Origin of the sequence: Gordonia sp. NPDC003585 (genome assembly GCF_040610755.1) — a bacterium.
In the GTDB taxonomy this organism is placed as follows: Bacteria; Actinomycetota; Actinomycetes; order Mycobacteriales; family Mycobacteriaceae; genus Gordonia.
Window position 1 is genome coordinate 1 of the sequence record NZ_JBEXMX010000046.1, and the last position, 24,485, is coordinate 24,485.

Annotated in this window: 26 protein-coding genes; 15 read left to right on the forward strand and 11 right to left on the reverse strand. The window is 67.1% G+C overall.

Going from position 1 to position 24,485, the window contains the following annotated elements:
* Positions 1-669: sugar nucleotide-binding protein (locus tag ABZW74_RS14165; protein WP_355276950.1), on the reverse strand; the 669-nt coding region annotated here is incomplete at its 3' end.
* 202 nt (positions 670-871) lie between these two features.
* On the opposite strand from ABZW74_RS14165, the gene ABZW74_RS14170 reads away from it, so the two are divergent.
* From ABZW74_RS14170 to ABZW74_RS14185, 4 genes are all read left to right on the forward strand, one after another.
* Positions 872-3,010, forward strand: coding sequence for an LCP family protein (locus ABZW74_RS14170; RefSeq protein WP_240858928.1), 2,139 nt, complete (start codon positions 872-874; stop codon positions 3,008-3,010).
* 8 nt (positions 3,011-3,018) lie between these two features.
* Entirely contained in the window at positions 3,019-3,732 is a 714-nt protein-coding gene (locus ABZW74_RS14175) for a TIGR03089 family protein (RefSeq protein ID WP_240858919.1), read from the forward strand.
* A gap of 108 nt (positions 3,733-3,840) precedes the next feature.
* A complete protein-coding gene (locus ABZW74_RS14180; protein ID WP_240858917.1) occupies positions 3,841-4,215 on the forward strand; it encodes a nitroreductase family deazaflavin-dependent oxidoreductase in 375 nt (124 codons plus the stop codon).
* A 5-nt stretch (positions 4,216-4,220) separates the two neighbouring features.
* Entirely contained in the window at positions 4,221-5,051 is an 831-nt protein-coding gene (locus ABZW74_RS14185) for a dienelactone hydrolase family protein (RefSeq protein ID WP_240858910.1), read from the forward strand.
* 9 nt (positions 5,052-5,060) lie between these two features.
* On the opposite strand, the gene purE is transcribed toward ABZW74_RS14185, so the two are convergent.
* Both purE and ABZW74_RS14195 read right to left on the reverse strand, forming a co-directional pair.
* Entirely contained in the window at positions 5,061-5,573 is a 513-nt protein-coding gene (gene purE / locus ABZW74_RS14190) for a 5-(carboxyamino)imidazole ribonucleotide mutase (RefSeq protein WP_355276954.1), read from the reverse strand.
* Positions 5,566-6,771 carry a 5-(carboxyamino)imidazole ribonucleotide synthase gene (locus ABZW74_RS14195; RefSeq protein WP_308221050.1) on the reverse strand — a complete coding sequence of 402 codons (1,206 nt, stop codon included), beginning with the start codon at positions 6,769-6,771 and terminating at the stop codon, positions 5,566-5,568. The genes purE and ABZW74_RS14195 overlap by 8 nt, the downstream gene beginning before the upstream one ends.
* A gap of 162 nt (positions 6,772-6,933) precedes the next feature.
* On the opposite strand from ABZW74_RS14195, the gene ABZW74_RS14200 reads away from it, so the two are divergent.
* Positions 6,934-7,494: a GtrA family protein gene (locus ABZW74_RS14200; protein WP_240858906.1), complete on the forward strand. Its 561-nt coding sequence runs from the start codon at positions 6,934-6,936 to the stop codon at positions 7,492-7,494.
* On the opposite strand, the gene ABZW74_RS14205 is transcribed toward ABZW74_RS14200, so the two are convergent.
* From ABZW74_RS14205 to ABZW74_RS14215, 3 genes are read right to left on the reverse strand one after another with little or no spacing between them, the layout of a single operon-like run.
* The gene (locus tag ABZW74_RS14205; protein ID WP_355276957.1) at positions 7,466-8,812 is read right to left on the reverse strand and encodes a HAMP domain-containing sensor histidine kinase; all 1,347 of its coding nucleotides are present in this window, start codon (positions 8,810-8,812) and stop codon (positions 7,466-7,468) included. The two genes, ABZW74_RS14200 and ABZW74_RS14205, sit on opposite strands and share 29 nt — an antisense overlap.
* A gap of 21 nt (positions 8,813-8,833) precedes the next feature.
* Complete coding sequence (locus ABZW74_RS14210; RefSeq protein WP_240858902.1) at positions 8,834-9,508, reverse strand: response regulator transcription factor; 675 nt, start codon at positions 9,506-9,508, stop codon at positions 8,834-8,836.
* Complete coding sequence (locus ABZW74_RS14215) at positions 9,505-10,050, reverse strand: PH domain-containing protein (RefSeq protein ID WP_240858900.1); 546 nt, start codon at positions 10,048-10,050, stop codon at positions 9,505-9,507. The genes ABZW74_RS14210 and ABZW74_RS14215 overlap by 4 nt, the downstream gene beginning before the upstream one ends.
* A gap of 112 nt (positions 10,051-10,162) precedes the next feature.
* Here ABZW74_RS14215 and ABZW74_RS14220 point away from each other — a divergent pair, with 112 nt between their 5' ends.
* A complete protein-coding gene (locus tag ABZW74_RS14220; RefSeq protein WP_240858899.1) occupies positions 10,163-10,753 on the forward strand; it encodes a DUF6069 family protein in 591 nt (196 codons plus the stop codon).
* 8 nt (positions 10,754-10,761) lie between these two features.
* On the opposite strand, the gene ABZW74_RS14225 is transcribed toward ABZW74_RS14220, so the two are convergent.
* Complete coding sequence (locus ABZW74_RS14225) at positions 10,762-11,562, reverse strand: biotin--[acetyl-CoA-carboxylase] ligase (RefSeq protein WP_240858896.1); 801 nt, start codon at positions 11,560-11,562, stop codon at positions 10,762-10,764.
* Positions 11,563-11,681: 119 nt separating this feature from the next.
* Here ABZW74_RS14225 and ABZW74_RS14230 point away from each other — a divergent pair, with 119 nt between their 5' ends.
* From ABZW74_RS14230 to ABZW74_RS14240, 3 genes are read left to right on the forward strand one after another with little or no spacing between them, the layout of a single operon-like run.
* A complete protein-coding gene (locus tag ABZW74_RS14230) occupies positions 11,682-13,310 on the forward strand; it encodes an acyl-CoA carboxylase subunit beta (RefSeq protein ID WP_240858894.1) in 1,629 nt (542 codons plus the stop codon).
* Positions 13,307-13,549 carry an acyl-CoA carboxylase subunit epsilon gene (locus tag ABZW74_RS14235; RefSeq protein WP_240858892.1) on the forward strand — a complete coding sequence of 81 codons (243 nt, stop codon included), beginning with the start codon at positions 13,307-13,309 and terminating at the stop codon, positions 13,547-13,549. The genes ABZW74_RS14230 and ABZW74_RS14235 overlap by 4 nt, the downstream gene beginning before the upstream one ends.
* 14 nt (positions 13,550-13,563) lie before the next feature.
* Positions 13,564-14,226 carry a Maf family nucleotide pyrophosphatase gene (locus ABZW74_RS14240; protein ID WP_240858890.1) on the forward strand — a complete coding sequence of 221 codons (663 nt, stop codon included), beginning with the start codon at positions 13,564-13,566 and terminating at the stop codon, positions 14,224-14,226.
* A gap of 124 nt (positions 14,227-14,350) precedes the next feature.
* On the opposite strand, the gene ABZW74_RS14245 is transcribed toward ABZW74_RS14240, so the two are convergent.
* Positions 14,351-15,067, reverse strand: a complete 717-nt coding sequence (locus ABZW74_RS14245) for a neutral zinc metallopeptidase (protein ID WP_240858888.1) — start codon at positions 15,065-15,067, stop codon at positions 14,351-14,353.
* Here ABZW74_RS14245 and ABZW74_RS14250 point away from each other — a divergent pair.
* On the forward strand, positions 15,066-15,359 hold the full coding sequence (locus tag ABZW74_RS14250; protein WP_240858885.1) for a hypothetical protein: 294 nt from the start codon (positions 15,066-15,068) through the stop codon (positions 15,357-15,359). The genes ABZW74_RS14245 and ABZW74_RS14250 overlap by 2 nt on opposite strands.
* Positions 15,360-15,395: 36 nt before the next feature.
* Here the strand turns inward: ABZW74_RS14250 and ABZW74_RS14255 are convergent, their stop codons facing one another.
* On the reverse strand, positions 15,396-16,379 hold the full coding sequence (locus tag ABZW74_RS14255) for a neutral zinc metallopeptidase (RefSeq protein WP_240858883.1): 984 nt from the start codon (positions 16,377-16,379) through the stop codon (positions 15,396-15,398).
* A gap of 87 nt (positions 16,380-16,466) precedes the next feature.
* Here ABZW74_RS14255 and ABZW74_RS14260 point away from each other — a divergent pair, with 87 nt between their 5' ends.
* The 5 genes from ABZW74_RS14260 to ABZW74_RS14280 all read left to right on the forward strand — a co-directional run bounded on the left by ABZW74_RS14260 (position 16,467) and on the right by ABZW74_RS14280 (position 21,765).
* Complete coding sequence (locus tag ABZW74_RS14260; RefSeq protein WP_240858881.1) at positions 16,467-17,366, forward strand: sulfurtransferase; 900 nt, start codon at positions 16,467-16,469, stop codon at positions 17,364-17,366.
* The gene (locus tag ABZW74_RS14265) at positions 17,363-17,815 is read left to right on the forward strand and encodes a SufE family protein (protein WP_240858880.1); all 453 of its coding nucleotides are present in this window, start codon (positions 17,363-17,365) and stop codon (positions 17,813-17,815) included. Before ABZW74_RS14260 ends, ABZW74_RS14265 begins: the two co-directional genes overlap by 4 nt.
* The gene (locus ABZW74_RS14270) at positions 17,812-19,407 is read left to right on the forward strand and encodes a condensation domain-containing protein (protein WP_355276966.1); all 1,596 of its coding nucleotides are present in this window, start codon (positions 17,812-17,814) and stop codon (positions 19,405-19,407) included. The genes ABZW74_RS14265 and ABZW74_RS14270 overlap by 4 nt, the downstream gene beginning before the upstream one ends.
* A 199-nt stretch (positions 19,408-19,606) precedes the next feature.
* Positions 19,607-21,415: an acetyl/propionyl/methylcrotonyl-CoA carboxylase subunit alpha gene (locus tag ABZW74_RS14275; RefSeq protein ID WP_240858875.1), complete on the forward strand. Its 1,809-nt coding sequence runs from the start codon at positions 19,607-19,609 to the stop codon at positions 21,413-21,415.
* A gap of 5 nt (positions 21,416-21,420) precedes the next feature.
* Entirely contained in the window at positions 21,421-21,765 is a 345-nt protein-coding gene (locus ABZW74_RS14280; protein WP_240858982.1) for a hypothetical protein, read from the forward strand.
* 209 nt (positions 21,766-21,974) lie between these two features.
* Here the strand turns inward: ABZW74_RS14280 and ABZW74_RS14285 are convergent, their stop codons facing one another.
* Positions 21,975-22,724 carry a hypothetical protein gene (locus tag ABZW74_RS14285; RefSeq protein WP_355276969.1) on the reverse strand — a complete coding sequence of 250 codons (750 nt, stop codon included), beginning with the start codon at positions 22,722-22,724 and terminating at the stop codon, positions 21,975-21,977.
* 121 nt (positions 22,725-22,845) lie between these two features.
* The gene (locus ABZW74_RS14290) at positions 22,846-24,399 is read right to left on the reverse strand and encodes an MFS transporter (RefSeq protein WP_355276972.1); all 1,554 of its coding nucleotides are present in this window, start codon (positions 24,397-24,399) and stop codon (positions 22,846-22,848) included.
* Between the last annotated feature and the right edge of the window lie 86 nt (positions 24,400-24,485).

Genomic DNA, 24,485 nt, shown 5'->3' on the forward strand with positions numbered 1-24,485 from the left:
GGGACCTGCGGCGGCGAGTTCCCACAGACCGGCGGCGAGGTCGAGGGCGTACGTGGGCGAGCCGAGCTGGTCGTCGACGACCGACACCGACTCGCGGGTGCGTTCGAGGCGACGCATGGTCCCCACGAAGTCCTTGCTCGCCTCGGTGCCGGTGTACACCCAGGCGGTGCGGACAACCGTGGTGCGCGGGTCGGCGGCCAATGCCGCCCGTTCGCCGGCGAGTTTGCTTGCCCCATAGACGGTCGCCGGGGTCACCGACGTGGAGTCGTCCGGCTCAAAGGGGTGTCGAGTGCCGCCTGTCGCCGTTGCCCCCGCCGCGGCGTCGCTGAACACGTAGTCGGTCGAGATGTGGATCAACCAGGCACCGGCCGGTGCCGTGGCGCGGGCCAGGTTGGCAGGTCCCTCGGCATTGACGAGAAAGGCACCGGCACGATCCGATTCGGCGCCGTCGACATCGGTATACGCGGCGCAGTTGAGCACCACGTCCCCACCGGCGAGGCCCCTCAGCGCGGCATCCACGGAGGAGCCATCCGCGATGTCGACGTCGGCCGAGGTCAGCCACTTCACCCGGGCCTGCAGACGAGCCGCTGCCAGACGCGCCCGAAGCGCCGACCCGAGCTGGCCTGCGGCCCCGAGTACGTAGACCGTCGTCGGCTCTGCATCTCGCATCCCCATGGGCACCATCGTGCCGTACGACGACACGACCTTGCGCGTCGCGTCGGGCTTCCATCGGCGTTGCGTGCCCGGATTCTCGAGTCACTTCAGTAGCCTGGCGTCAGAGAAACAACACCAGAAACGTCAACCACTCCAACAACGGCCGTCTCACGATGTGCCGTTGGCACGTGGTCCAGTCGAAAGGTATCGCCCACTCGTGGATCTCCCACCTGACGGCGCCAGAGGACGTCCGCGACCACGCCCCGACACCGCCCCGGATCCGCGCCGACGTCGTCGGCCGACCGACCCCGGCCGGTCGGGAGCACCCCGCACAGCGGGCGGCGAGCGAGCCCGCGACAAAGAATTTCGCGGCCAACAGCTCGGCGGCCAAGAGCTCGGCGACGAACACCAGCGGCGCGACTCGGCCACCGAGCCCCGAAAGCCTCGCCCGCGTAGACCCGCAGCCGACGCCGGACGTTCGGAGCCTCGTGAACCGCGCTCATCAGAACGGACCCGAGACCCACACGCGCGTGATCGCGGACCCGACCGGAGGAATCGCACACCGGCGGGCGGCGAACGTCCGCGACGTCCCGCGCGCCCCGGCGAGAAGGACGGCACGAATCGCCGGTCGTCCGGAGAAATCCACACACGTAAGACCGGCAGCAGGCCTCGGCCCGACGGTCGACCCCGAACCGACGATCGACCCCGCAGCGACGACCGACGCAGAATTGAGGCGGCATCGACCAAGCCGCGCCGACCGCGCCCGCCCGGCGGCAAACCGGAGCGTCCCGCTCGCAAGAAGGCGGCGGACGCTGTAGTCGACTCTGTGGCAGCCGAGTCTGGGGCAGCCGACTCTGTTGTCGCGGACTCTGCGGTCACCGACTCCGCCACGGCGCCACCGCCCGCCCGCACGGGCCCGAGAGGCCGCGGTTGGCTCGGACGTTCGGCGTGGGGACGCGGCTTCATCGCGCTGGTCTCGGCGGCGGTCTTGCTGTGCACCGGATACGCCTGGAACAGCATGAACAACCTGCAGGGCAAGATCAATCAGATCAGTGGTCTCGGGCTCGGTGACGCCGAGGACGGCGCCACCGACATCCTGCTGGTGGGCACCGATTCACGGACCGACGCCAAGGGCAACCCGCTGTCCGAGGAGGAGCAGCGGATGCTGCGCGCGGGCAACGAGGTGGCCACCAACACCGACACCATCCTGCTGATCCGGATCCCGAACGACGGGTCGTCGGCGACCGCGATCTCGATTCCGCGCGACTCCTACGTGAAGGCGCCGGGCATCGGGATGACGAAGATCAACGCCGCCTATGGAGCGACGCGCGAACGTACGCGCGTCGACGCCGTCAATTCCGGCAAGACCGAGAAACAGGCCGAGGCCGCAGGTGTCCTCGCCGGACGTAAGGCCCTGATCGACACCGTGGCCGGCCTGACCGGTGTGCGCGTCGACCATTACGCCGAAGTCGGCCTGTTGGGATTCGCCTTGCTCACCAAGGCGGTCGGCGGCGTCGAGGTCTGCCTCAAGGAGGCCAGCGCCGACCCGGTGACCGGCGCGAAATTCCGAGCGGGACGTCAAACCCTCAGCGGCCCAAGGGCACTCAGCTTTGTCCGACAACGTCACGGGCTCCCCCGGGGCGATCTCGACCGCATCACCCGTCAGCAGGCATATATGGCGTCGCTGACCCAGAAGATCCTGTCCGCCAAGACGCTCACCGATCCCGCCAAGCTCACCGATCTCGAGGAGGCCGTCTCCCGGTCGGTGGTCATCGACGACGATTGGGACATCCTGTCGTTCGCCGAACAACTGCGCGATCTCAGCGGCGGAAAGGTGAAGTTCGCGACCATCCCGGTGGTCGACGAACAGGGTTGGAGCGACGACGGCGAGCAGAGCGTCGTCCGCGTCGATCCGGACGCGGTCAAGAAGTTCACCGACGGGCTACTGAACGGCGGCAAGAGACAAGGCGAACGCAGCGACTACACGGTCGACGTGGTCAACGCCGGAACCGTTGACGGTCTGGCGTCGAATGTGGCGAACATCCTGACCAACAAGGGCTTCCAGGCCGGCCGCACGTCGACCGAGCCCGCCGACGTCCGCGACTCTGTGGTCTACGCACACGAGGACAACGAGGGCGCACGGATGCTTGCGCGCGACCTCGGTGGCGCACGAGTTCTTCTCGACCCCAACATCGACGCACATCGGCTGCGCGCGGTGCTGACAAACACCTACGCCGGCCCAGGATCGTTCTCCGACACCGGATCTCAGGAGGACAACCGTCCCGCCAGTGAGCGCGTCGGGAACAACCGTCCGCCCATCACCGCCGGCACCGACGGTCCGACCTGCGTGAATTGATGGCAGCCATGACCGCGCGCACCGTCACCGACGCCGTCTTCGGCGTCATCACCGACTGGTCGCGACCTCTGTTGACCTATTACGACGATCGGACGGGTGAGCGCACCGAACTGTCCGGCGCAACGCTGGGCAACTGGGCCGCGAAGACCGCCAATTACCTCATCGACGAGATCGGGGTGGTCTCCGGTGACGTCGTCCGCGTGGACTTGCCAGAGCACTGGCAGACGGCCGGCATCTTGCTCGGTGCCTGGTGGGCGGGCGCCGACATCCGACTCGGGCACGACGACGCGGCCGATGAGGTGGTCACGTTCACCGGCATCGACGGTATCGACGACCATCCCGACGCCGACGAACTCGTGATCGCCTCGCTCGACGCCTTCGCGCTGCCCCTTCGCAATTTGCCGCCCGGAGTCGCCGACTACGGCTCGGTGGTCCGCGTGCACGGCGATCAGTTCGCGTCGTCGTCGCAGGCCGGTCCGGCACTCGAGACGGCAACTGTCGCAGACGTTGTCGCCCAAGCATTTTCGGCTGCCGAACACGAGGGCATAGGTCCCAACACCCGTGTCCTCTCGACTCGGGAGTGGCACACGCCCGACGGCGTGCTCGCCCATCTCCTCGGCCCGTTGGTGGTCGGCGCGTCGCTCGTGCACGTCTCCGGCGCCAGGCCCGACGCACTCGACGCACGAGCCGCGACCGAGAAGGCAGACCTCATCCTGACCTGACTTACGACGCCGCACCCCTGCTGGTTGAGTAGCGAGGAGCGAGCCCTTCCCACACTCCTGAGGTCGAAGACCTACCGCGATCCGATCCCTTCGGGCAGAGTGGAGGCCATGCAGATTCCTGCGGTCGTGGGCCGGATCAACAAGAAGATCACCAATCCCATTCAGCGCCAATGGGCGCCAAAGCTCGCCCCGTACGCGATGGTCGAACATGTCGGCCGCAAGTCGGGCAAGAAGTACTCCATACCGGTTCTGGCGTGGGTCGACGGCGACCGACTGTCCATCGTCCTCACCTACGGACGCCACACCGACTGGGTGCGCAATGTGCAAGCTGCCGGCTCGTTCGGCCTGATCCGCAAATCCCGGCATTACACCGTGACCGGTCCGCGAGTTGTCCCGTCCGACTCCCCCGACATCGTCAAAGGCGCCAAAATTCCGGGCCGACTGTTCGATTCGGTGCTCATCGGCACCCTGCACGGCGCGTGACGCCGATGAGCCGGACACACACCGACGATCCGCTCGACGATTTCACCTCCGAGGACGTCACCTACGACGGCGCAACTCGCCGTGTCTACCGCAAGGGCACCGGGCCTGCGGTGATCGTCATCGCGGAGATGCCCGGGATCAGTCCCAAGGTGGCCGATTTCGCGCGGCGGGTTGCCGATCTCGGTGCGACCGCCGTGATGCCGTCGCTGTTCGGGGTCGACGGACGCGATCCCCGACCGTCGAGTCTCGGCCGGGTCGGCGCCGTCACCAACATGCTGGGCACCATTGGGCGCGCCTGCATCTCACGCGAGTTCACCGTCCTCGCGACCGGCAAGACGTCGCCGGTGGCGTCCTGGCTGCGCGCGCTGGCCGCCGAGGAACACGCACGCTGCGGCGGACCCGGCGTCGGGGCGGTCGGCATGTGCTTCACCGGTGGATTCGCCCTCGCGATGGCGACCGACGAGCGCATGCTGGCACCCGTCCTGTCACAGCCGTCATTGCCCTTCGCCGCGCTTCCCGGCCGCAGGTCCACGATCGACATCAGCGACGCCGACCTGGAGAAAGTGCAGGTGCGATGCGCCAAGGGGCTTCAGGTGATGGGACTCCGATTCGAAGGTGACGTCCTGGCACCCGGCTCACGCTTCCGGTTCTTGGAGGAGAAGCTCGGCGACGCCTTCATCGGGATCGAACTGCCGGACTCCACCGCGAACCCCGATTCGGAGTTCCCGAAGCCGCACTCGGTTCTCACAGAGGATCTGATCGACGCACCAGGTGAGCCGACTTACGAAGCGCTCCAACAGGTTCTGGAGTTCTTCCACAGCAAGCTCGAACTGTAGCCACGCAACCTACTCCCCCAACAACTCCTGCTGAAGCGCGGAGTCCTTGTCGAGCACCATCCGTTCGAGGCCCTGCTGGAAGGCAACCATGCGTCCGCGCAGTTCCGCGTCGCCCGACGCCAGGATGCGCACCGCCAGCAGTCCGGCGTTGCGCGCGCCGCCGATCGACACGGTCGCCACCGGCACCCCGGCCGGCATCTGCACGATCGACAGCAGCGAGTCCATCCCGTCGAGGTAGCGCAGCGGAACCGGGACACCGATGACCGGCAGCGGTGTCGCCGAGGCCACCATGCCCGGAAGATGCGCTGCGCCACCGGCACCGGCGATGATGACCTCGATGCCGTTCTCGGCGGCGCCGGCCGCGTAGTCGAGCATGCGCTGCGGGGTGCGGTGCGCCGACACCACGCCCACCTGGAACGGCACGTCGAACTCGGCGAGCGCCTCCGCGGCGGCCTTCATCGTCGGCCAATCCGAGTCGCTGCCCATGATCAAGCCAACGCGTGGCGCCAAACCCTCACTCACCGTGCACATCCCATCCGTCGGTCCACTGGCCGTGCGACATCCAATGCGCCGCACGTTCGGCACGTTCACGTACATCGGCGAGTGAATCATCCACCCGGCCAACGATATTGACATGTCCGATCTTACGATCCGGTCGTTCGCCCTTACCGTACAGGTGGACCTTCGCGTCGGGCATCCGTGCCATCAGGTGATGCAGCCGCTCGTCCATCGACATATCCGGCGCATCGGGCGCACCCAGCACGTTGGCCATCACCGTGATCGGCGCGCGGGGCGAGGTGTCACCCAGCGGATAGTCGAGAACGGCGCGCAAATGCTGTTCGAACTGCGACGTGATGGCGCCGTCCATCGTCCAGTGCCCACTGTTGTGCGGGCGCATGGCCAACTCGTTGACCACCAGCTCACCGTCGGTCGTCTCGAAGAGCTCCATCGCCATCACACCGACCACACCGAGTTCCGCGGCAAGCCGCAGTGCCATCTGCTGGGCCTGGGCTGCGACGTCGGCGTCGAGGCCCGGGGCGGGTGCCAGCACAACGGCGCACTGCCCGTGGCGCTGCACGGTCTCGACCACCGGCCAAGCACCACCCTGGCCGAACGGCGAACGCGCGATCATCGCCGACAACTCCCGCCGCATGTCGACCTTGCTCTCCACCATGAGCGCCGGTAGATCGGTCGGACGGGTGTCGAAGACCTCGAGCGCGGCGTCGCGGTTGTCAACGAGCCATACCCCTCGTCCGTCGTAGCCACCGCGCACCGTCTTGATGACCACCTGCCATCCGTGTGCGTCACCGAACTCGACCAGCCGGGTGCGGGCTCCGTCACGGTCACCGGCGAGGTCGGCGTAGTCCGGGACCGGCAACCCCAATTCCGACAACCGCTCACGCATGGCCAGTTTGTCCTGCGCGAAGTGCAGCGCCTTCGACGGCGGACGCACTGCCACACCTTCCGCTTCGAGGTGCTGCAGGTGTGCCAGCGGTACACCTTCGTGGTCGAAGGTGAGTGCCACCGCCCCGTCGGCGGCCCGGCGCAGGTCGTCGAGGTCGTCATGCGAGCCGAGGACCACGTTTGCGCTGACCTGCGCGGCCGGATCCGACGACGTGGTGGCCAGCACCCGCAAGCATTGGCCGAGGGCTATCGCGGCCTGATGGGTCATCCGGGCGAGCTGACCGCCGCCGATCATCGTCACGGTCGGTAGTCCCACGCTGTCGGTTCCGCCCGTCCTCGCCTGGGTGCGGTCGGCCGGTTGGGGCCGTGGCACCTGCTCGCTTGGGTTCACGCGACCCATCGTGGCATGCCGGACATGTCCGGCGCATGACCGACCGGTCGAGATCGCCGACGCTTTTGTTTCGTACACTCGGATCTTGTGCCATTCATCGACGAGCTCGTCGCTCGACTCCCCGGGCCGGTTCGTCGCCTCGCGATGCGCCACCACGAGCTCATCAAGTTCGCCCTCGTCGGTGGCACGACGTTCGTCTTCGACCTGGCGATCTTCTATCTGCTGACCTTCACGGTGCTCGAGACGAAACCGGTGATCGCCCGTGTCATCTCCGGCACCCTGGCAACCATCCTGAGCTACATCCTCAATCGCGAGTGGGCCTTCAAGAACCGCGGTGGACGGGAACGCCACCACGAGGCGCTGCTGTTCTTCGCGATCAGCGGTATCGGTGTGATCTTGGCCGCGGCACCGCTGTTCTTGGCCAACAACGTCTTCGACGTCCGGGACAACCTGAGCGCCATCGAGTTGGCGGTCGTCGACTTCATCCTCGGCTTCATCATCGGCAACATCCTGCAGATGGCGTTCCGGTTCTGGGCGCTGCGCAAGTTCGCCTTCCCCGAGGAGAAGCTGCGCGGCGGTGACGCCGGGTCCACCGACCTGCACGCCAGTCTCGCCGAACTCAACGATGAGGAACTCGGTCACGCCTGATGCCGGTCAGCGGCGGGGTCGGACCCGGCGGGTCGTCACCATCGGTGCCCGACGGGACGACAATCGCGAATTCCGGCGGTCGACGCACCGTCAGTTCCAGTCGACCACCGTCGGCCTCGACCAGCGCCCGGGCCAGCGACAGGCCGACGCCGTTGCCGCCGACCCCGTCGGCGCGCCCGGCGGAGTAACCCCGCCGGAAGATGTGCTCGGCGGCCGAGTCGGGCACCCCCTCACCGTCGTCGGCGACGGTGATCCTGAGCATGTTCGCCCTCGGCAGTTCACCGACGGTGATTCGACACTCACCCCGGCCGTGCTGTAGCGAGTTGTCGACCAGGACACTGACCGCTTCGCGCAGCCGTCCAGGGCGGGCGCTCAACGCCTGCGCCGTGCCGTGGAAGGTCACCGACAGTTCGCGGTGCTGTGCGTCGAACGCGCTGCGGAAATCGCCGACGAGGGTGGTGAGCATGTCACGGACGTCGGTGACATGCGGCGCGCCACGGTCGTCGCGGGCCGCCGCGACCATCTCGTCGAGTTCGGAAGACAGACGCTCGACCTGCGACAAGGCCGCCTCTGCCTCGTTCACCACGGCAGGGTCGGAGTGCATCGACAGTTCGTCGAGGCGCAGCTGGATGGCGGTCAGGCGGCTGCGCAGCTGATGCGAGACGTCGCCGACGATCTCGCCTTCGCGTTCGAGCCGCAGGGCGATCTCCGCGTTCGCGTCGCCGAGTGCGCGCGAGACCCGATCCAGTTCCGCGATGCCGTACATCTTCCAGTCGCTGCGGAAGTCACCACGGGCCATGGCGCCGGCGCGTGCGGCCAGGTCGGTCAGCGGGTCGGCGATCCGACCGGCCGTCACTGCCGCGACCACGGTGCCCGCCACGATCGAACCGGCCACCACGATCGCCACGATCCCCACCGCCGCGAGCTGGTCGTCGCGGACCTGATCGAGGGGGATCTCCAGGGCGAGTGTTCCGGCATCACCCAGCCCGATCGAATCCGCCATGGTCTTGCCGTCGATCTGACTGCCGGTCGTGGTCGTGCGTTCGATCCCGGTGGCGTCGGGATAGCGCAGTGTGAGCCGTCCGTCCGGCGGCAGCAGCACCGCGACGTCTTCGCCGGTCAGGACATCCGGCGGGACCCGACCGTCGGGCCCCTCCGCCCGGATGAGCTGATCGGAGATCACCTTGAGTCGGGCGTCGAGGCTTTGATGGGCGTTGTCGGCGACCCACCACCACGCGACGACGCTCAGCGGAATCCCGAGCAGCGCACCGACCGCCAGCAGCATGGCGAGCATCGTGTTGAGTATTCGGCGGCGCATGAGGAGTTTCTCGACGGCGGATCAGGGATCGAAGCGGAAGCCGACGCCGCGCACGGTCACGATGTGACGCGGACCCTCACGACGGTCGTCGCCGATCTTTCGGCGCAGCCATGAGATGTGCATGTCCAGGGTCTTCGACGAACGGAGATCCGCCGACCCCCACACCTCGGTCAGAATCTCGTCGCGGCTGACGACCTCGCCCGATCGTTCCATGAGGAATCGGAGGAGGTCGAACTCGCGGTTGGCCAGGACGAGATCTCGTCCGGCCACCAACACCCGACGGCCACGGGCATCCAGACGGATGTCACCGCCTTCCAGGACCACGTCGCCCGCCGGGCGCCTGCGCAGCAGCGCGCGCACCCGGGCCAGGAGTTCGGCCAGGCGGAACGGTTTGCCGACATAGTCGTCCGCGCCGGCATCGAGTCCGACCACGAAATCGACCTCGTCGGTCCGCGCGGTCAGCATCATGACCGCGAGCGCAGGCCGTTGCGCGCGAACACGACGACACACCTCCAGGCCGTCGACCTCTGGCAGCCCGAGGTCGAGGATCAGCAACTCGAACCGGTTGTCGAGGGCCTGCTCGAGGGCGGCGGTACCCGTCGTCACCACTTCGCAGCCGTAACCCTCGCGTGCGAGAGCGCGCGCGAGCGGTTCGGCGATCGCGGCGTCGTCCTCGGCGAGCAGGACGTCGGTCACCGGTCCACTGTCCCGGTGTCGGCCCGCGCGCCGCCGTCTTCGTCGTCCTGCATGTCCAGCACCTCGTGATACAGCAGCGCGTGGACCTTCTCGACCTGCGGGATGTCGTCGAAGGACAGCGGGTCGTCGGACGCCGACTCGATGACGAGCGTGCCGGTGCGCAGCATCCGGTCGATGAGGCCGTGCCGGAACTCCACGGTGTTGATCCGCCGGATCGGGATGTCGATTCCCGAGCGGGTGATGATGCCGTTACGGAAGATGACGCGACGATCCGTGAGCACGAAGTGCGTCGACTTCCACGACACCAGGGGACGCACGAAGTACCAGCCGAAGCCGGCCAGCCACAGCACGCCGAGGATGATCAACAGCACCATGGTGGGTGTCGAGCCCAGGTCGTTTCCGGTCACCACGCCGGCAAGTACCCCGACCACGACGGTGACCAGGATGAAGATCAGGAAGGGCCCCAGCAGGCACTTCCAATGAGGGTGACGATGCAGGACGATGCGCTCGCCGGGCGCCAGGTTCTCCCGCGGATAGGCCATGGCGATCAGCTTAGTGGGTGGATTCGCAGGCCGGGGCCACCAATCGCCGCCCTGAGTAGAATGCGTCAGAGACCGCCACCGAACAGGGCATATCGTGCCCGGTGAGGAACACATGAGCTTTTCCGACCCGCGAGATCCCCGCGATCCGGGCACCGCCCGTTACGAGCCCGACTACCGTCCGGAATCGCGCGCATACAGCAGCGATCCGAATGCGCAGTACGCCCAGGGCAACTATGCACAGGGCGGGTATCCGCCGCCGCAGCCGCGTCCCAAGCGCGGCCCGAATGTGAACGTCGGGATGTTCGTCGGCGGCGTCGTGATGTCCGGCGTCGTGACCGGACTCGCGGCCTGGCTGGCCGCGTTCATCATCCGCGCGATCGTCGATCAGGTGAACGAATCCGGCAAGTACGGCATCTGGAATCCCGTCGCCCGAGACGAGTACTGGTTCGCGGTCGTCGGCTTCCTGTGTGCCCTGGCCGCCGGTGCGCTCTGGTACGTGCTGCAGATCAGCACACCGTCGCCGGACCAGTTCTACACCTGGATCGTCGGATTGCTCGTCGCCGCTGCGGTCATCATCCCGCTGGTGCTGTCGGCCCAGGTCTCGGTGAAGATCGGCACAGCGGTGATGCACCTGATCATCGGACTGCCGCTGCTGACGTTGATACCGGCGATGGGACGCAAGACCACAAACCAGCCGAGATAGGGCGGGTCTCAGTCGACGCTGCGCAGATGCGTGACGTCGCCGGCGGCGGCCACGGTCCGCCGACCGTCCGCGTCCTCGACCACGATGCGGCCGTCGGAGTCGATGTCCACGGCGGTGCCGACAATCGTCTCGTCGCCGGGCAGGGCCAATTGCACACGACGCCCCAGGGTGTCGCACCGCCCGCGATAATTCTCGGTGACGGCTGCGATGTCCTCCGGCCACCCCTGCCCCGACAGCGCGCGCAGATACTCCACGGCCACCGCGGCCGCGTCGACCGGTTGGCCGGTGGCGATAGCCAGACTCGTCGCCGTGGGCACCGGCAACTGCTCGGCGGTCATGTTGGTGTTGATGCCGATGCCCACGACCACGATTCCGAGGTCACCGACGCTGGTGACCTCGGCAAGAATGCCAGCGACCTTGTTGCCGTCGATCAGCACGTCGTTGGGCCATTTGAGGACCGGGCGCAGGCTCGTCACCGATTCGATCGCCGACGCCGCCGCGACACCGGTCGCCAACGACAACCACCCCAGACGATCGGGTTTGTCCCCGGCAGGCAGCACGGCCGAGATCGCGACCTGGGTTCCCGCAGGCGCCTCCCACACGCGCGTGTGGCGGCCGCGGCCGGCGGTCTGATCGGTCGTGATGCGGACCGTCCCGACGATCTCCGGCTCGTGAGCACGAGCCATCAGGTCCGCGTTGGTGGACCCGGTGGCCTCGACCACCTCGATGCGCTGCCAGCGCGTGTCGGCGATCCTCGGACGCAATTCGTCGATGGCGTCGCGCAGATTCTGGGTGACCGGTTCGTCCATGTCGATGAGCCTACGGGGCGCGGTCGCCATCCCACCGACCGATCGCTCGGAAACCTGAGGGATATCTCACGTCGATCCGGTTGACGTAGCTCACACTCGGGTCGTTAGCATCGACAGTCATGACCACAGCTTCACGCGACGGCGACGCGGCTCCCGACATCCACACCACTGCGGGAAAGCTCGCTGATCTGCGTAACCGCATCGACGAGGCCAAGCATCCGGTCGGCGAAGCAGCCGTCGAGAAGACGCACGAAAAAGGCAAGCTGACCGCCCGCGAGCGGATCACCCATCTGCTCGACGAGGGCTCGTTCGTCGAACTCGACGCCCTCGCCCGGCATCGCAGCACCAATTTCGGGCTCGCCGATCGCCGTCCGCTCGGCGACGGTGTGGTGTCCGGTTACGGCACGATCGATGGTCGCGAGGTGTGCGTCTTCAGTCAGGATTCCACCGTGTTCGGCGGAAGCCTCGGCGAGGTGTACGGCGAGAAGATCGTCAAGGTCATGGATCTCGCGGTCAAGACCGGCCGCCCGCTGATCGGCATCAACGACGGTGCGGGCGCCCGCATCCAGGAGGGTGTGGTCTCCCTCGGTCTCTACGGCGAGATCTTCCACCGCAACGTCCGCGCGTCCGGCGTCATCCCGCAGATCTCGCTGATCCTCGGCGCTGCCGCCGGCGGACACGTCTACTCCCCGGCGCTCACCGACTTCGTGGTCATGGTCGACAAGACCAGCCAGATGTTCATCACCGGCCCCGACGTCATCAAGACCGTGACCGGCGAAGAAGTGACCATGGAAGAACTCGGCGGCGCCCAGACGCACATGGCCAAGTCGGGTACCGCCAGCTACGTCGCCTCCGACGAGGAGGACGCCCTCGAATACGTCAAGGAACTGCTCGGCTACCTGCCCAGCAACAACCGGGCCGACGCACCGCGTCTGCCGGTGACGCAGCCGGCCGCAGGGTCGATCGAGGACACCCTCAACGACGAGGACCTCGAGCTCGACACCCTGATCCCGGACTCCCCGAACCAGCCGTACGACATGCACGAGGTCATCCGGCGCATCCTCGACGACGACGAGTTCCTCGAGGTCCAAGAGGGTTACGCGACCAACATCATCGTCGGCTTCGGCCGGGTCGACGGTCGCAGCGTCGGCATCGTGGCCAACCAGCCGACCCAGTTCGCCGGCTGCCTCGACATCAACGCCTCCGAGAAGGCCGCACGGTTCGTTCGAACCTGCGACGCCTTCAACATCCCCATCGTGACGCTGGTCGACGTGCCCGGGTTCCTGCCCGGCACCGACCAGGAATACAACGGCATCATCCGCCGCGGCGCCAAGCTGCTGTACGCCTACGGCGAGGCCACCGTCGGCAAGATCACCATCATCACCCGCAAGGCCTATGGCGGCGCGTACGACGTCATGGGCTCCAAGCACATGGGGGCCGACGTCAACCTCGCGTGGCCGACCGCCCAGATCGCGGTCATGGGCGCGTCGGGAGCGGTCGGGTTCGTCTACCGCGGCCAGCTCAAGGAGGCTGCGGCCAACGGCGACGACGTCGACGCACTGCGCCTGCAGCTACAGCAGGAGTACGAGGACACACTGGTCAACCCGTACGTGGCGGCCGAACGGGGCTACGTCGACGCGGTGATCCCGCCGAGCCACACCCGTGGCCAGGTGGCGACCGCCCTCAAGCTGCTCGAGCGCAAGATGGTCACCATGCCGCCGAAGAAGCACGGAAACATCCCGCTATGACCGAGAACGCAACCGACGACACGACGTCGCAAGCGCCCGCCCGCCCCTTCCTGCGGGTGGTGCGCGGCAACCCGTCGGACGAGGAGCTCGCGGTGCTGACCGCTCTCATCGCCGGTGCTGCTGCCGGCGGGGGGTCGGCCCAGACCTCCACCGAGCCGCGCAACGAATGGGGCAGTGCGATCGATCGGCTGCGCCCGCAGTGGGGCGCACCGACGAGCTTCACCAACATGCGCTACTGAGCGCTCCCGGTTCCGTGATAGCTGCAGACAAACCGGTCTTCGTGCTGGCCTCCGCCTCCCCTGCACGCCTGCGTGTGTTGCAGGCCGCGGGCATCGATCCCGTCGTCCGGGTCTCCGACGTCGACGAGGATGCGGTCATCGCCGCGCTGCCCGACTCCACCGACCCGGCCGAGGTGGTGCTCGCGCTCGCGCGGGCGAAGGCCGAAGCGGTGGCCGCAACGCCGGAGATCGCGGCACTCGCGGATCATCGGGCACCGGTCGTGCTGATCGGATGCGACTCGATGCTCCACCTCGGTGATCAGCTCCTCGGCAAGCCGCACACCGCCGAGCGAGCGCTGACCCAGTGGCAGACCATGCGCGGCCGGCACGCCGACCTGCTCACCGGACACCACCTGATCCGCCTCGACGGCGCGAACCGTGCCGAGGCAGGCGACACCTCGTCGACAACGGTGCATTTCGCCGACGCCGCCGACGAGGTGATCGAGCGCTACGTGTCCACCGGCGAGCCCCTCAAGGTCGCCGGCGCCTTCACCCTCGACGGGCTCGGCGGCTGGTTGGTGGAGAAGATCGACGGTGATCCGTCGTCGGTGATCGGTATCGGACTGCCTCTCGTACGGATGCTTGTCGAACGAGTCGGCCTGCGCATCGACGACTTCTGGCGCCCTCTCGCCGGCTGAGGCGCGAGCCCTTCGAGGCCTCGGCTTGTGCCTCGGGCACCTCAGGGAGCGGATGGTGACCCACCCGCCGGCTGAGGTGCGAGCCTGCGAGCCTCGAAGCCCCTGGCGAGATGACACTGCCAAATCAGGAGAACTTCTCCGGCCAGTACTTCGACAGGCAGTCGACGGGTTGGCCCTGCCGATTCAGTTGCGGCCCAGTGAGTCCGATGGTCAGCGCGGTGGCGCGCTCACGAATGGTGCCGTGTCCTTGGTTGGGGCCCGGGTCACCGATGATCGGCAGCAGAGTCGCGACCTGAAGAATATCCTTGGGCGACAACTGATCACGCTGGAACACCGTGGCTGCCCAGTTGCCGGCGAGGCAGTCTGCGATCAGCTCGGAGTTGTTGCCTTGCGGCTGTTGACTTTCCGGGATGTCGAGGACCTCGGAGATCCGGTAGACGATGTTGTGGCCGTATTCGTGCGCGACCACGATCGCAGCGGTGAAGTCGCCGACCACCGGGGACGGCACCCCGAAGACGTTGCCCTGCCAGATCGCCTGGAAGGTCTGCACCGGCAACACGATGGTGCCCTTCGTCGGCTGACCGGATCCGTTGGGCTGGGTGTCCACTGGGCAGAAGAACGCGTTGGCCAGATTCGACGGGATGTTCGCGTCGTTCTCGTCGTCGATGCACTCGGTCCGGAAGGTGGTGCCGGGCTCGATCAGTTCACGGCCGGGATCCGGACTCCCCCAACCCAGTTCGCCGAACCATCCGCCCCAGGTCTCGTCGAGGTCGTTGAACAGGCTGGTGAGGTAGGCCGGCACCGCGGTGTCGGCGTTGGAGTCGGTGACGCCACTCTCCATGACGTCCGACGACGGTGTCGGCAGCTTGGGACACGATGTCGCGCTGCAGGTGCCGGGACTACTCGGCGTCGACGTGGCGGTGCGCGGGCTCGACGTCTCGGCAGAGGATGAGGACGCCGCGCGACTCGACGAACCGGCATTCTTGTCACCGGAATCCAGGACCGAGCAACCGGCCACCGCGAGCATCGAGAAGACGACGGCAACACCGACCAACACCCGTGTCAAACGCGTACGTCCCGCACCGTTCATGGCCAAGAACCTATCAAGCGCGGCCGCACATCGGCAGCGTTGAACGAATGAACTCTGGTGGCGTGCCCCCGCTGCCGTTTCAGGCGCCGAAGACCTCGGGCCAGTACGTGGTGAGGCAATCGATGGGCTGGCCGGGCCGGCCGGGCAGACCGAACCCACGCTGGATCGCCAAACCCCGCTCCGCGCTGGTCCCGTGGCCTTGTCCCGGTTCCGGGTCCCCGACGACCTCGATCAACGACACCGCCTGCCGCAGATCGTCGGGTCGGAGCAATCGCTGCCGCAGCGCGGTCGCCGCCCAGTTGCCGGCAAAGCAGTCGGCGATCAGTTCGCTGTTGTCGCCCTGCGGATACCCACTTCGGGGGATGTTGCCCTGTTGCGCGATCCGGTACACCACGTTGTGGCCGTACTCGTGTGCGACCACGGTCGCGGCGGCGAACTCGCCCGCCCCCAATGGTGCGGGGACACCGACGATCTGGCCGTGCCAGAAGTTGACGAAGGTCTGCACCGGGAGCACAACCGAACCCTGCCGCGTCACCCCCGCACCGTTGGGCGCGGCATCCGCGGAGCAGAAGTAGGCATTCTTCTCGTCGGACGGCACCGGTTCGGCCTCACCGGTTTCCGAGTCGGTGCAACGAGTCATGAAAGTGGTGCCCGGCGCGATCAGGGCGCGGCCGGGCGAGGCATCGCCCCATTGCACCTGACTGAACCACTGACCCCACGACTCGTCGAGGTCATCGAGGGCGTCGGTGAGGAACTGCGTCACGTTGGTTCCGTTGGCATTCTCCGTCGTGACCACTCCGCGCATGAGATTGCCCGACGACTCGTCCAGGTCGGGGCATGCCGCCTTCGTGCATGCGCCGGGCACGACGCCACCGGACGGCGCCGAGGTGCTGGTCGACGTCGTCGTGGTGGTCGTGGAGGTGGTCGACGACGGGCTCGCACTCGTCGTCGACGACGAACCTTTGTCCGACCCTTGCGAACCACACGCCGCGAGCACCATCACGCCGACGGCGGCCAATGCGATCCCGACACGAAACACACGCCGCTCACCTGCACGAATCATGGAAACGAATCTAGCAATCGCGACACCCCCCGAGCGTGGATTGTCGGTGAGCCGAATGACTGGGCCACAAACCCCTAGACTCAGACCGTGAGTGTTGAAACCGACCCGAACCCGGCCTTCGCCGACTACGCCCATCCGGAACGTCTGGTCACCACCCAGTGGCTGTCCGCGCATCTCGGCGCCAAGGGCCTCAAGATCATCGAGTCCGACGAGGACGTGCTGCTCTACGACATCGGGCACATCCCGACGGCGCAGAAGATCGACTGGCACCTCCATCTCAACGATCCGGTGACGCGCGACTACATCAACGGCGAGCAGTTCGCAGAATTGATGCGCAGCAAGGGAATCGAACGCGACGACACGATCGTCATCTACGGCGACAAGAGCAACTGGTGGGCCGCCTACGCGCTGTGGGTGTTCACCCTGTTCGGCCACGAGGACGTCCGACTGCTCGACGGCGGACGTGACGCGTGGATGGCCGAGGACCGGGACACGTCCTTCGACGTGCCCGAGTATCCGCGATCGAACTATCCGGTGGTCGAGCGCGACGACGACACGATCCGCGCGTTCGCGCCAGAGGTCCTGTCCGCCATCGGCACCGAGCCGTTGGTCGATGTGCGCTCACCGCAGGAGTACACCGGCGAACGCACGCACATGCCCGACTATCCCGAAGAGGGCGCACTGCGTGGTGGCCACATCCCGACCGCGGTCTCGATCCCCTGGGCGAAGGCGGCAGCGCCCGACAGCCGATTCCGCCCGCGGGCCGAACTCGACGATGTCTACGAAGGCCTCGACCCCGACACCCCGACCATCGCCTATTGCCGCATCGGCGAGCGTTCGAGCCACACCTGGTTCGTGCTCACTCACCTGCTCGGCTTCACCAAGGTGCGCAACTACGACGGTTCGTGGACCGAGTGGGGCAACGCGGTCCGGGTGCCCATCGCCGTCGGCACCGAGCCGGGTTCGCCGCCCGGTTCCGCGGCATGACCCTGCCGCCCGCCCTGGCCGAGATCGTCGACGATTTCGGGGCTCTCGGCGATTCGGACAAGGTCACGCTGTTGCTCGAGTTCGCCGGGGAACTGCCCGCGTTGCCCGATCACTTGCGCGAGGACGCGATGGAACCGGTACCCGAGTGCCAGTCGCCGGTGTTCCTGTCGGTCGACGCGACGCAGCCGTCCGCGGTGCGCCTCTACTTCAGCGCGCCTCGGGAGGCACCGACCACTCGCGGGTTCGCGTCGATCCTGCATCAGGGCCTCGACGGCGCATCGGCCGAGGAGATCCTCGAGGTGCCCGCCGACTTCTACTACGACCTCGGACTGGGGTCGGCGGTGAGCCCGCTGCGCCTGCGCGGCATGGCCGGGATGCTGGGGCGCATCAAGGGTCAGGTCCGCACCCAGACCTCCGCCGGGCCGAGTTCCAACCATCCCGGGGCATGAAGTTCGTCCAGATCCGCGACGAACCGCTCGAACCCGGTGGGCTCGTCGAATGGACGCCTTTCGTGCCGGGTGGGCTCGGCGCATGGAGCACCGATTCGCGGTTGACGTCGCACAATCACGAGGAGCACTTGCGCTCCGCCTTCGAGTACCGGGTGCGCACCCGCCGTGAGGGTGGCCGGGAGTCGTGGTTGGGTTTGTCGATCGAATTCGACGAACCGCTGTCGATCCCCGCGATCCGCTCGGTCCTGACGCAGTGGATCGATCGGCACGAGGTGCTGCGCAGTCACGTCGTGATCAAGGGCCGCGGGCTGCAGCGTCTGACCACCGCGCCGGGCACCGTCAAGCTCAAGATGGGCCGAATCGGCTGGTACAACGCGTCGGGTCCGCTGATGGAGCAGATCGCCGGGTCCTTCGATCGGGCCACTGCCCCGCTGCAGTGGCCGGCGTACATGTTCGCGACGGTCGGCCGGGAGCGGTCGTTCACCCTGCTTTTCGCCGCCGACCACTCGCTGGTCGACGGCTACTCGCTGATCATGGCTCAGCAGGAACTCGTGACGCTCTACCGCGCGGTCCGTGAGCGCCGGGCCGCGAACCTGCCCGAGGTGGGCAGCTACGTCGATTTCAGCGCACAGGAACGACGTCTTGCCGATCAGTCGGGCGCCGACCATCCCGCGGTGGCCACGTGGCAACGCTTCCTCGCGTCGGGCTCCGGCGACATGCCGCCCTTGCTGGCCGACACCTCTGCGTCCGATACCTCTGCGTCCGACACCTCTGCGTCCGACACCTCTGCGTCCGATACCTCTGCGTCCGATACCTCTGCGTCCGACACCTCTGGGTCCGATACCTCTGCGTCGACGCGAGTTGCCACCGTCGATCCCGATCCCGCCACCGACGACCCCCAGGAATCCCTGTGGGGCACGATCCTCGACGACGCGGGCGCCAACCGGTTCAACGCCGTCTGTTCGGAGGCCGGCGGCACCCTCACCGCTGGGGTTCTGGCCGCGTTCGCCGTCGTTCACCACCAACTGACCGGCGACAGCGAGTTCCGCTGCGTCCTTCCCCGGCACACACGCGACGACACGCAATGGCTCACTGCGCTCGGCTGGTTCGTCGCGGTGGCACCGTTCTGTATCGACATGTCGGATTCGCCGAGCTTCGACGAGTCCATCACCCGCGCCACGGCCGAGCTCAAGAACGGCAGGCGGGGCGCTATGTTGCCGTTCCTCCGCGTCGCCGAGCTGCTCGGCCACAAGGGGCATCCGCGGTTCGTGATCTCCTTCATCGACACCCGGTATGCGCCGGGTGCCGGCGTGGCCGACGCCGGAAGGGCCAAGGTGATCCGCAGCCACAGCTATGCACCCGACGAGGTGTACATCTGGATCAACCGCACGCCGTCCGGAATGCGGTATTCGGCACGCTTCCCCCGCGAGTCCGCGCAGCCCGCGACACCCGGAGTGAACAATTCCACTCCGCACTCCGAGGACGGCGATCGCATCGACCCCGACGTCGGTCCCGTGCACGCCTACCTGCACGCATTCACCGAACTCGTTCGATCGCTCGGTGACGCGAGCACCTTCGGTCCGACGATGTGACATAGGGCTCCACCGAACGATTGCTCGGTGGGCTAGGGTATTCCCCGGAACGTGCGACACATACACTCCCAGGTGTCGTACGTCACCCGCTGAGGTCACACCCCGACCGCGCGGGTGCACCCACAAGACTCGATGTCCGACATGCCTGTGCAGCGCCGCAAGTCGCAGCACCCAGCACGAGTAAGGCCCAGGAGAACAAGTGCCCAGTTCCACGACCCCGTCCGTCATCAGCAAGGTCCTGATCGCCAACCGCGGCGAGATCGCCGTGCGCGTGATCCGCGCCGCTCGTGACGCCGGACTCGCCAGTGTCGCCGTCTACGCCGAGCCCGACGCGGATGCACAGTTCGTGAAATTGGCCGACGAGGCCTTCGCGCTGGGCGGACAGACCTCGGCCGAGTCGTACCTGGTGTTCGACAAGATCCTGGATGCCGCCGCAAAGTCGGGCGCCGACGCAATCCACCCCGGCTACGGCTTCCTGTCGGAGAACTCCGACTTCGCGCAGGCCGTCATCGACGCCGGGCTGATCTGGATCGGACCGTCGCCGCAGTCCATCCGCGACCTCGGCGACAAGGTCACCGCCCGCCACATCGCCCTCAAGGCCGACGCGCCGATGGCGCCGGGCACCAAGGACCCGGTGAAGGATGCCGACGAGGTCGTCGCCTTCGCCGAAGAACACGGTGTTCCCGTGGCCATCAAGGCCGCATTCGGTGGTGGCGGACGCGGCATGAAGGTCGCCTACACCATCGAGGAGATCCCCCACCTGTTCGAGTCGGCGACCCGTGAGGCAATCGCCGCCTTCGGCCGCGGCGAGTGCTTCGTGGAGCGCTACCTCGACAAGGCGCGCCACGTCGAGGCACAGGTCATCGCCGATCAGCACGGCAATGTCATCGTCGCGGGCACCCGCGACTGCTCGCTGCAGCGCCGCTTCCAGAAGCTCGTCGAGGAGGCCCCCGCTCCGTTCCTGACCGATGAGCAGCGCGCCAAGATCCACTCCTCGGCCAAGGCCATCTGCCGTGAGGCCGGGTACTACGGTGCCGGCACCGTCGAGTTCCTCGTCGGCAGCGACGGCCTGGTGTCGTTCCTCGAGGTCAACACCCGCCTGCAGGTCGAACACCCGGTCACCGAGGAGACCGCGGGCATCGACCTGGTGCGCCAGCAGTTCCGCATCGCCAACGGCGAGAAGCTGGAGATCTCCGAGGACCCGACCCCGCGCGGACACTCCTTCGAGTTCCGCATCAACGGCGAGGACGCGGGCCGCAACTTCCTGCCCGCTCCCGGCCCGATCACCGTCTACAAGGAGCCGACCGGCCCGGGCGTGCGCGTCGACTCCGGCGTCGTCGCGGGCGACGTCATCGGCGGACAGTTCGACTCGATGCTGGCCAAGCTGATCGTCACCGGCGAGAACCGCGAGCAGGCGCTCGAACGGTCGCGTCGCGCGCTGGCCGAGTTCCAGGTCGAGGGTCTGGCCACAGTTCTGCCGTTCCACCGCCACATCGTCGAGAACCCGGCCTTCCACGGCCACGTCGACGAGAACGGCGTCGAGAAGTTCGATATCTACACCAAGTGGATCGAGACCGACTGGGACAACCCGATCGAGCCCTACACCGGTGCTGAGGCGATCGAGGACGACGACGAGGCCCCGCGCCAGAAGGTCGTCGTCGAGGTCGGCGGACGCCGCGTCGAGGTGTCGCTGCCCGGCGATCTCGCACTCGGCAACGGTGGCGGCGGCAACGGCGTGGTCCGCAAGAAGCCGAAGGCCCGCTCACGCAAGAAGGGTGGCGGCGCTGCCGCATCCGGTGACGCCGTGGCCGCCCCGATGCAGGGCACCGTGGTCAAGGTCGCCGTCGAGGAGGGCCAGCAGGTCGCCGCGGGCGAGCTCGTCGTCGTCCTCGAGGCCATGAAGATGGAGAACCCGGTCACCGCGCACAAGGACGGCGTTGTCACCGGACTCTCCGTCGAGGCCGGCGCCGCTGTCACCCAGGGCACCGTCCTCCTCGAGCTGAAGTAGTAACGCTGCAAGCAGTCGAGATCAACGCCGGGACCTGGTATCTGCGTGCGCTTCGTGCGGACGACCGGATATCCGATGTCCCGGCGTTGTCCGATCTCGGGGTAGACGACCCCGCCGGATACGTCTCGACCGCCGACCGCAATTGGGCAGGCGAAACCGAATTCGTCTGGGCCATCTGCATTCCGACCACCGGTGAGCTGATCGCCCTGATCGGTGTCACCCGCGACGGCGAGACGGGCCACCTGTGGGCGCGCGCCCGCTCCGGCTACGACGAGGCAGTCGAGGTCGCCACCGGCCCCGTCACCCGGTTTGCCGAGGGTGCGCTCGGGCTCACGGTCGAACCGGCCTGACGCTGATCGGAAAGAGCCGCCGACCACTGCTGGTTGAGTAGCGACGAGCGAGCGCAGCGAGCCCGCCGCGTATCGAAACCTCGGGAGACGGCGGTGTCAGCGACCACCGGGTTGCGGACACGGAATCTCGCCGGCTTTCGATACGCCTCGCCCTGAGGGGCTCGGCTACTCAATCAGCAGATGGGCTAAGCCAGCGGGAGCGAGACTCTTCACACCACCGACCGACCCGACCATCCAGGACTCGGAGCCATCGTCGGCCACGGTTGGTCGCCACGCGCAGGTCCGCGATTCAGTGCCGCGTCCGGAACCGTTGCGGCACAGGCATGTTGGTCGGCGGTCGGGGTCGGGTAGACGGCGGCGAAGTCGTATCGGGTGGTGTACCAACCGCCGAACACTGCGGTCTCCGGAGTACGCAAGCGGCCGCTCGCAGCGGTAGGCGGTGTTGCACCCTCACGCCGGAAGTCGATCTCCACCGGGTGCGGATCGTCGACCTTCGACACCCACGCATCACCGTCGCGCACAGACCGATATCCATAGCGGCACAGCACAATACGAGTTCGATCGACACCGTCGATCCGACGCAGCGACGTGAAGAAGGCCGTGCCCACGGCGTGGCGTCCAGCCGACACACCCGACGGATACGCCAGGATCATCTGGTCGATGTTCGACGGCGAGGCCTGCACGAAGCCGCGGTAACCCCACTGCACAGATCCACCGGCGTTGGCGAGTTCGAAGGACTCGACGTACGCGCGGACAAACGTACCCTCGGGACTCGACATGTCGAGTGCCGGCCCGGCGATCCATCGGAAGGTGGTGTCGAACTCTGCCGGCACATGGGCATCGTGTGACGAGGTGACCGTGGCAGTCGGTGTGTCCGGACCGCGCGCACATCCGGCGACCAGCGCGATCCCGACCACGATGGCAGCGACCCATGCGCGATGTGTACGCGTCACGGCCATCACCTCACGGTTCGCGGCCCCCGGATTTCTGCCCCTTGGTGCACCCTAGGCACAAGTGCTCTCGCATCACGGCAACGGAGTGCACCGGAACGACCACGAGACGGCAACGAAACGGAAACGGTCAGGATCGTAGGGATGCCGCGACCTGGCCCGTCCCGGCGTAGTCACCCTCACGCTCGTGATGAAAGTCCTTCTGCCGAATCAACACCGCGGTGACCACCGCCGCCACTGCGGCCGTCACCGACGCGATGGCGAGGATCTGGTCGAGTCCCGCGACATATCCCTGTGCGGCTTCGGCGAGCACCTGTCCCCGCATCGGGCCGGGCACGCCCTGCATCACCTGCGCGACATCGCCACTCGCGAGCGCGTCACCGATCTCCCGAGACCTCGAGGCGAGCGGACCGTCGGCCAGGGCGTCACTGACCACGTCGGAGTAGCGCGCGGCCAGCAGACTGCCCAGTAGTGCGACGCCGGTGGCGATACCGATCTGGCGGAAGGTCGAGTTGATGCCCGACGCCATTCCCGCGCGGGCCTGTTCGACCACCCCGACAGCCGTCGACGCCAATGGCGGATTGATCAGGCCGGTGCCGATCCCGGCCACCACGAATCCGGGGATCAGCTGTGTCCAGTTACCGGTCGGATCGGTGCCGCGCAGCAGCCACAGGCCCACCGCAACCAGCACGAACCCGGGCGCGATCAGCCAGCGCACCGGCACCACGTCGGACAGTCGGCCCGCAACACCGGCCGCGAGGAACACCACACCCGAGAACGGCAGGAACCGGAGACCGGCCTCGAGAGCCGAATAGCCCATGATCGACTGCAGATAGATCACCAGGTAGGTCAGCACCGAGAACATCGACGCCGAGATGGCCCACGCCGCAACGAGTCCGCCGCTGAAGGTCGGTACCCGCAGTAGTGAAGCGTCGATCATCGGTTGGGACACAACACGTTCGACGATCACAAACGCGATCAGGAGCACTGCCGCAAGGCCAAGCGAGCCAGCGGCCGTCAACGATCCCCAGCCGTCAGCGTGACTCCGGATCAGTCCGAAGACCAGGAACGCCAACGCGGCACTGAACGTCACGCACCCCAACCAGTCGATGCGATGCGCACCCGGCGCCTTGGATTCATCGACTCCCCACAGCGTGATCGCGAGCGCGAAGATCCCCACCGGGATGTTCACGTAGAAGATCCAGTGCCAGGAGATCCCGCTGGTGAGCAGGCCGCCGAGCACCGGGCCGACTGCAACGGACACACCGGTCACCGCACCGAACACGCCGAAGGCGACACCCCGCTCCTTCGGCGCGAACGCCTGCGCCAACAGCGCCAGCGAGGTCGCGAACATGATCGCGCCGCCGACGCCCTGCAATGCCCGCGCGCCGACCAGGAATTCGATCGTCGGGGCGAGACCACAGAGCAGCGAGCCGATGGTGAACACCACGATGCCGGTCGCGAACACCACCTTGCGACCGACGATGTCGGCGATGGTTCCCGACGTCAGCAGCAGTGCGGCCAGCGTCAGCGCGTAGGCGTCGATCACCCACTGCAGGCCGGATAGTGACGACCCGAGATCGGCCTGGATGTCGGGCAGCGCCACATTCACGATCGTGACGTCGAGCAAGAGCATGAAGACGCCGGTGCCCACGGCGGTCAGCGCCAACCACTTTCGATCCATGCGAGCCTCCTATTTGAGTGCGAACTCAATAAAGCGTGACATATTTTGAGTTCTCACTCAAGAACTTGACAGGAATCCGATAATGT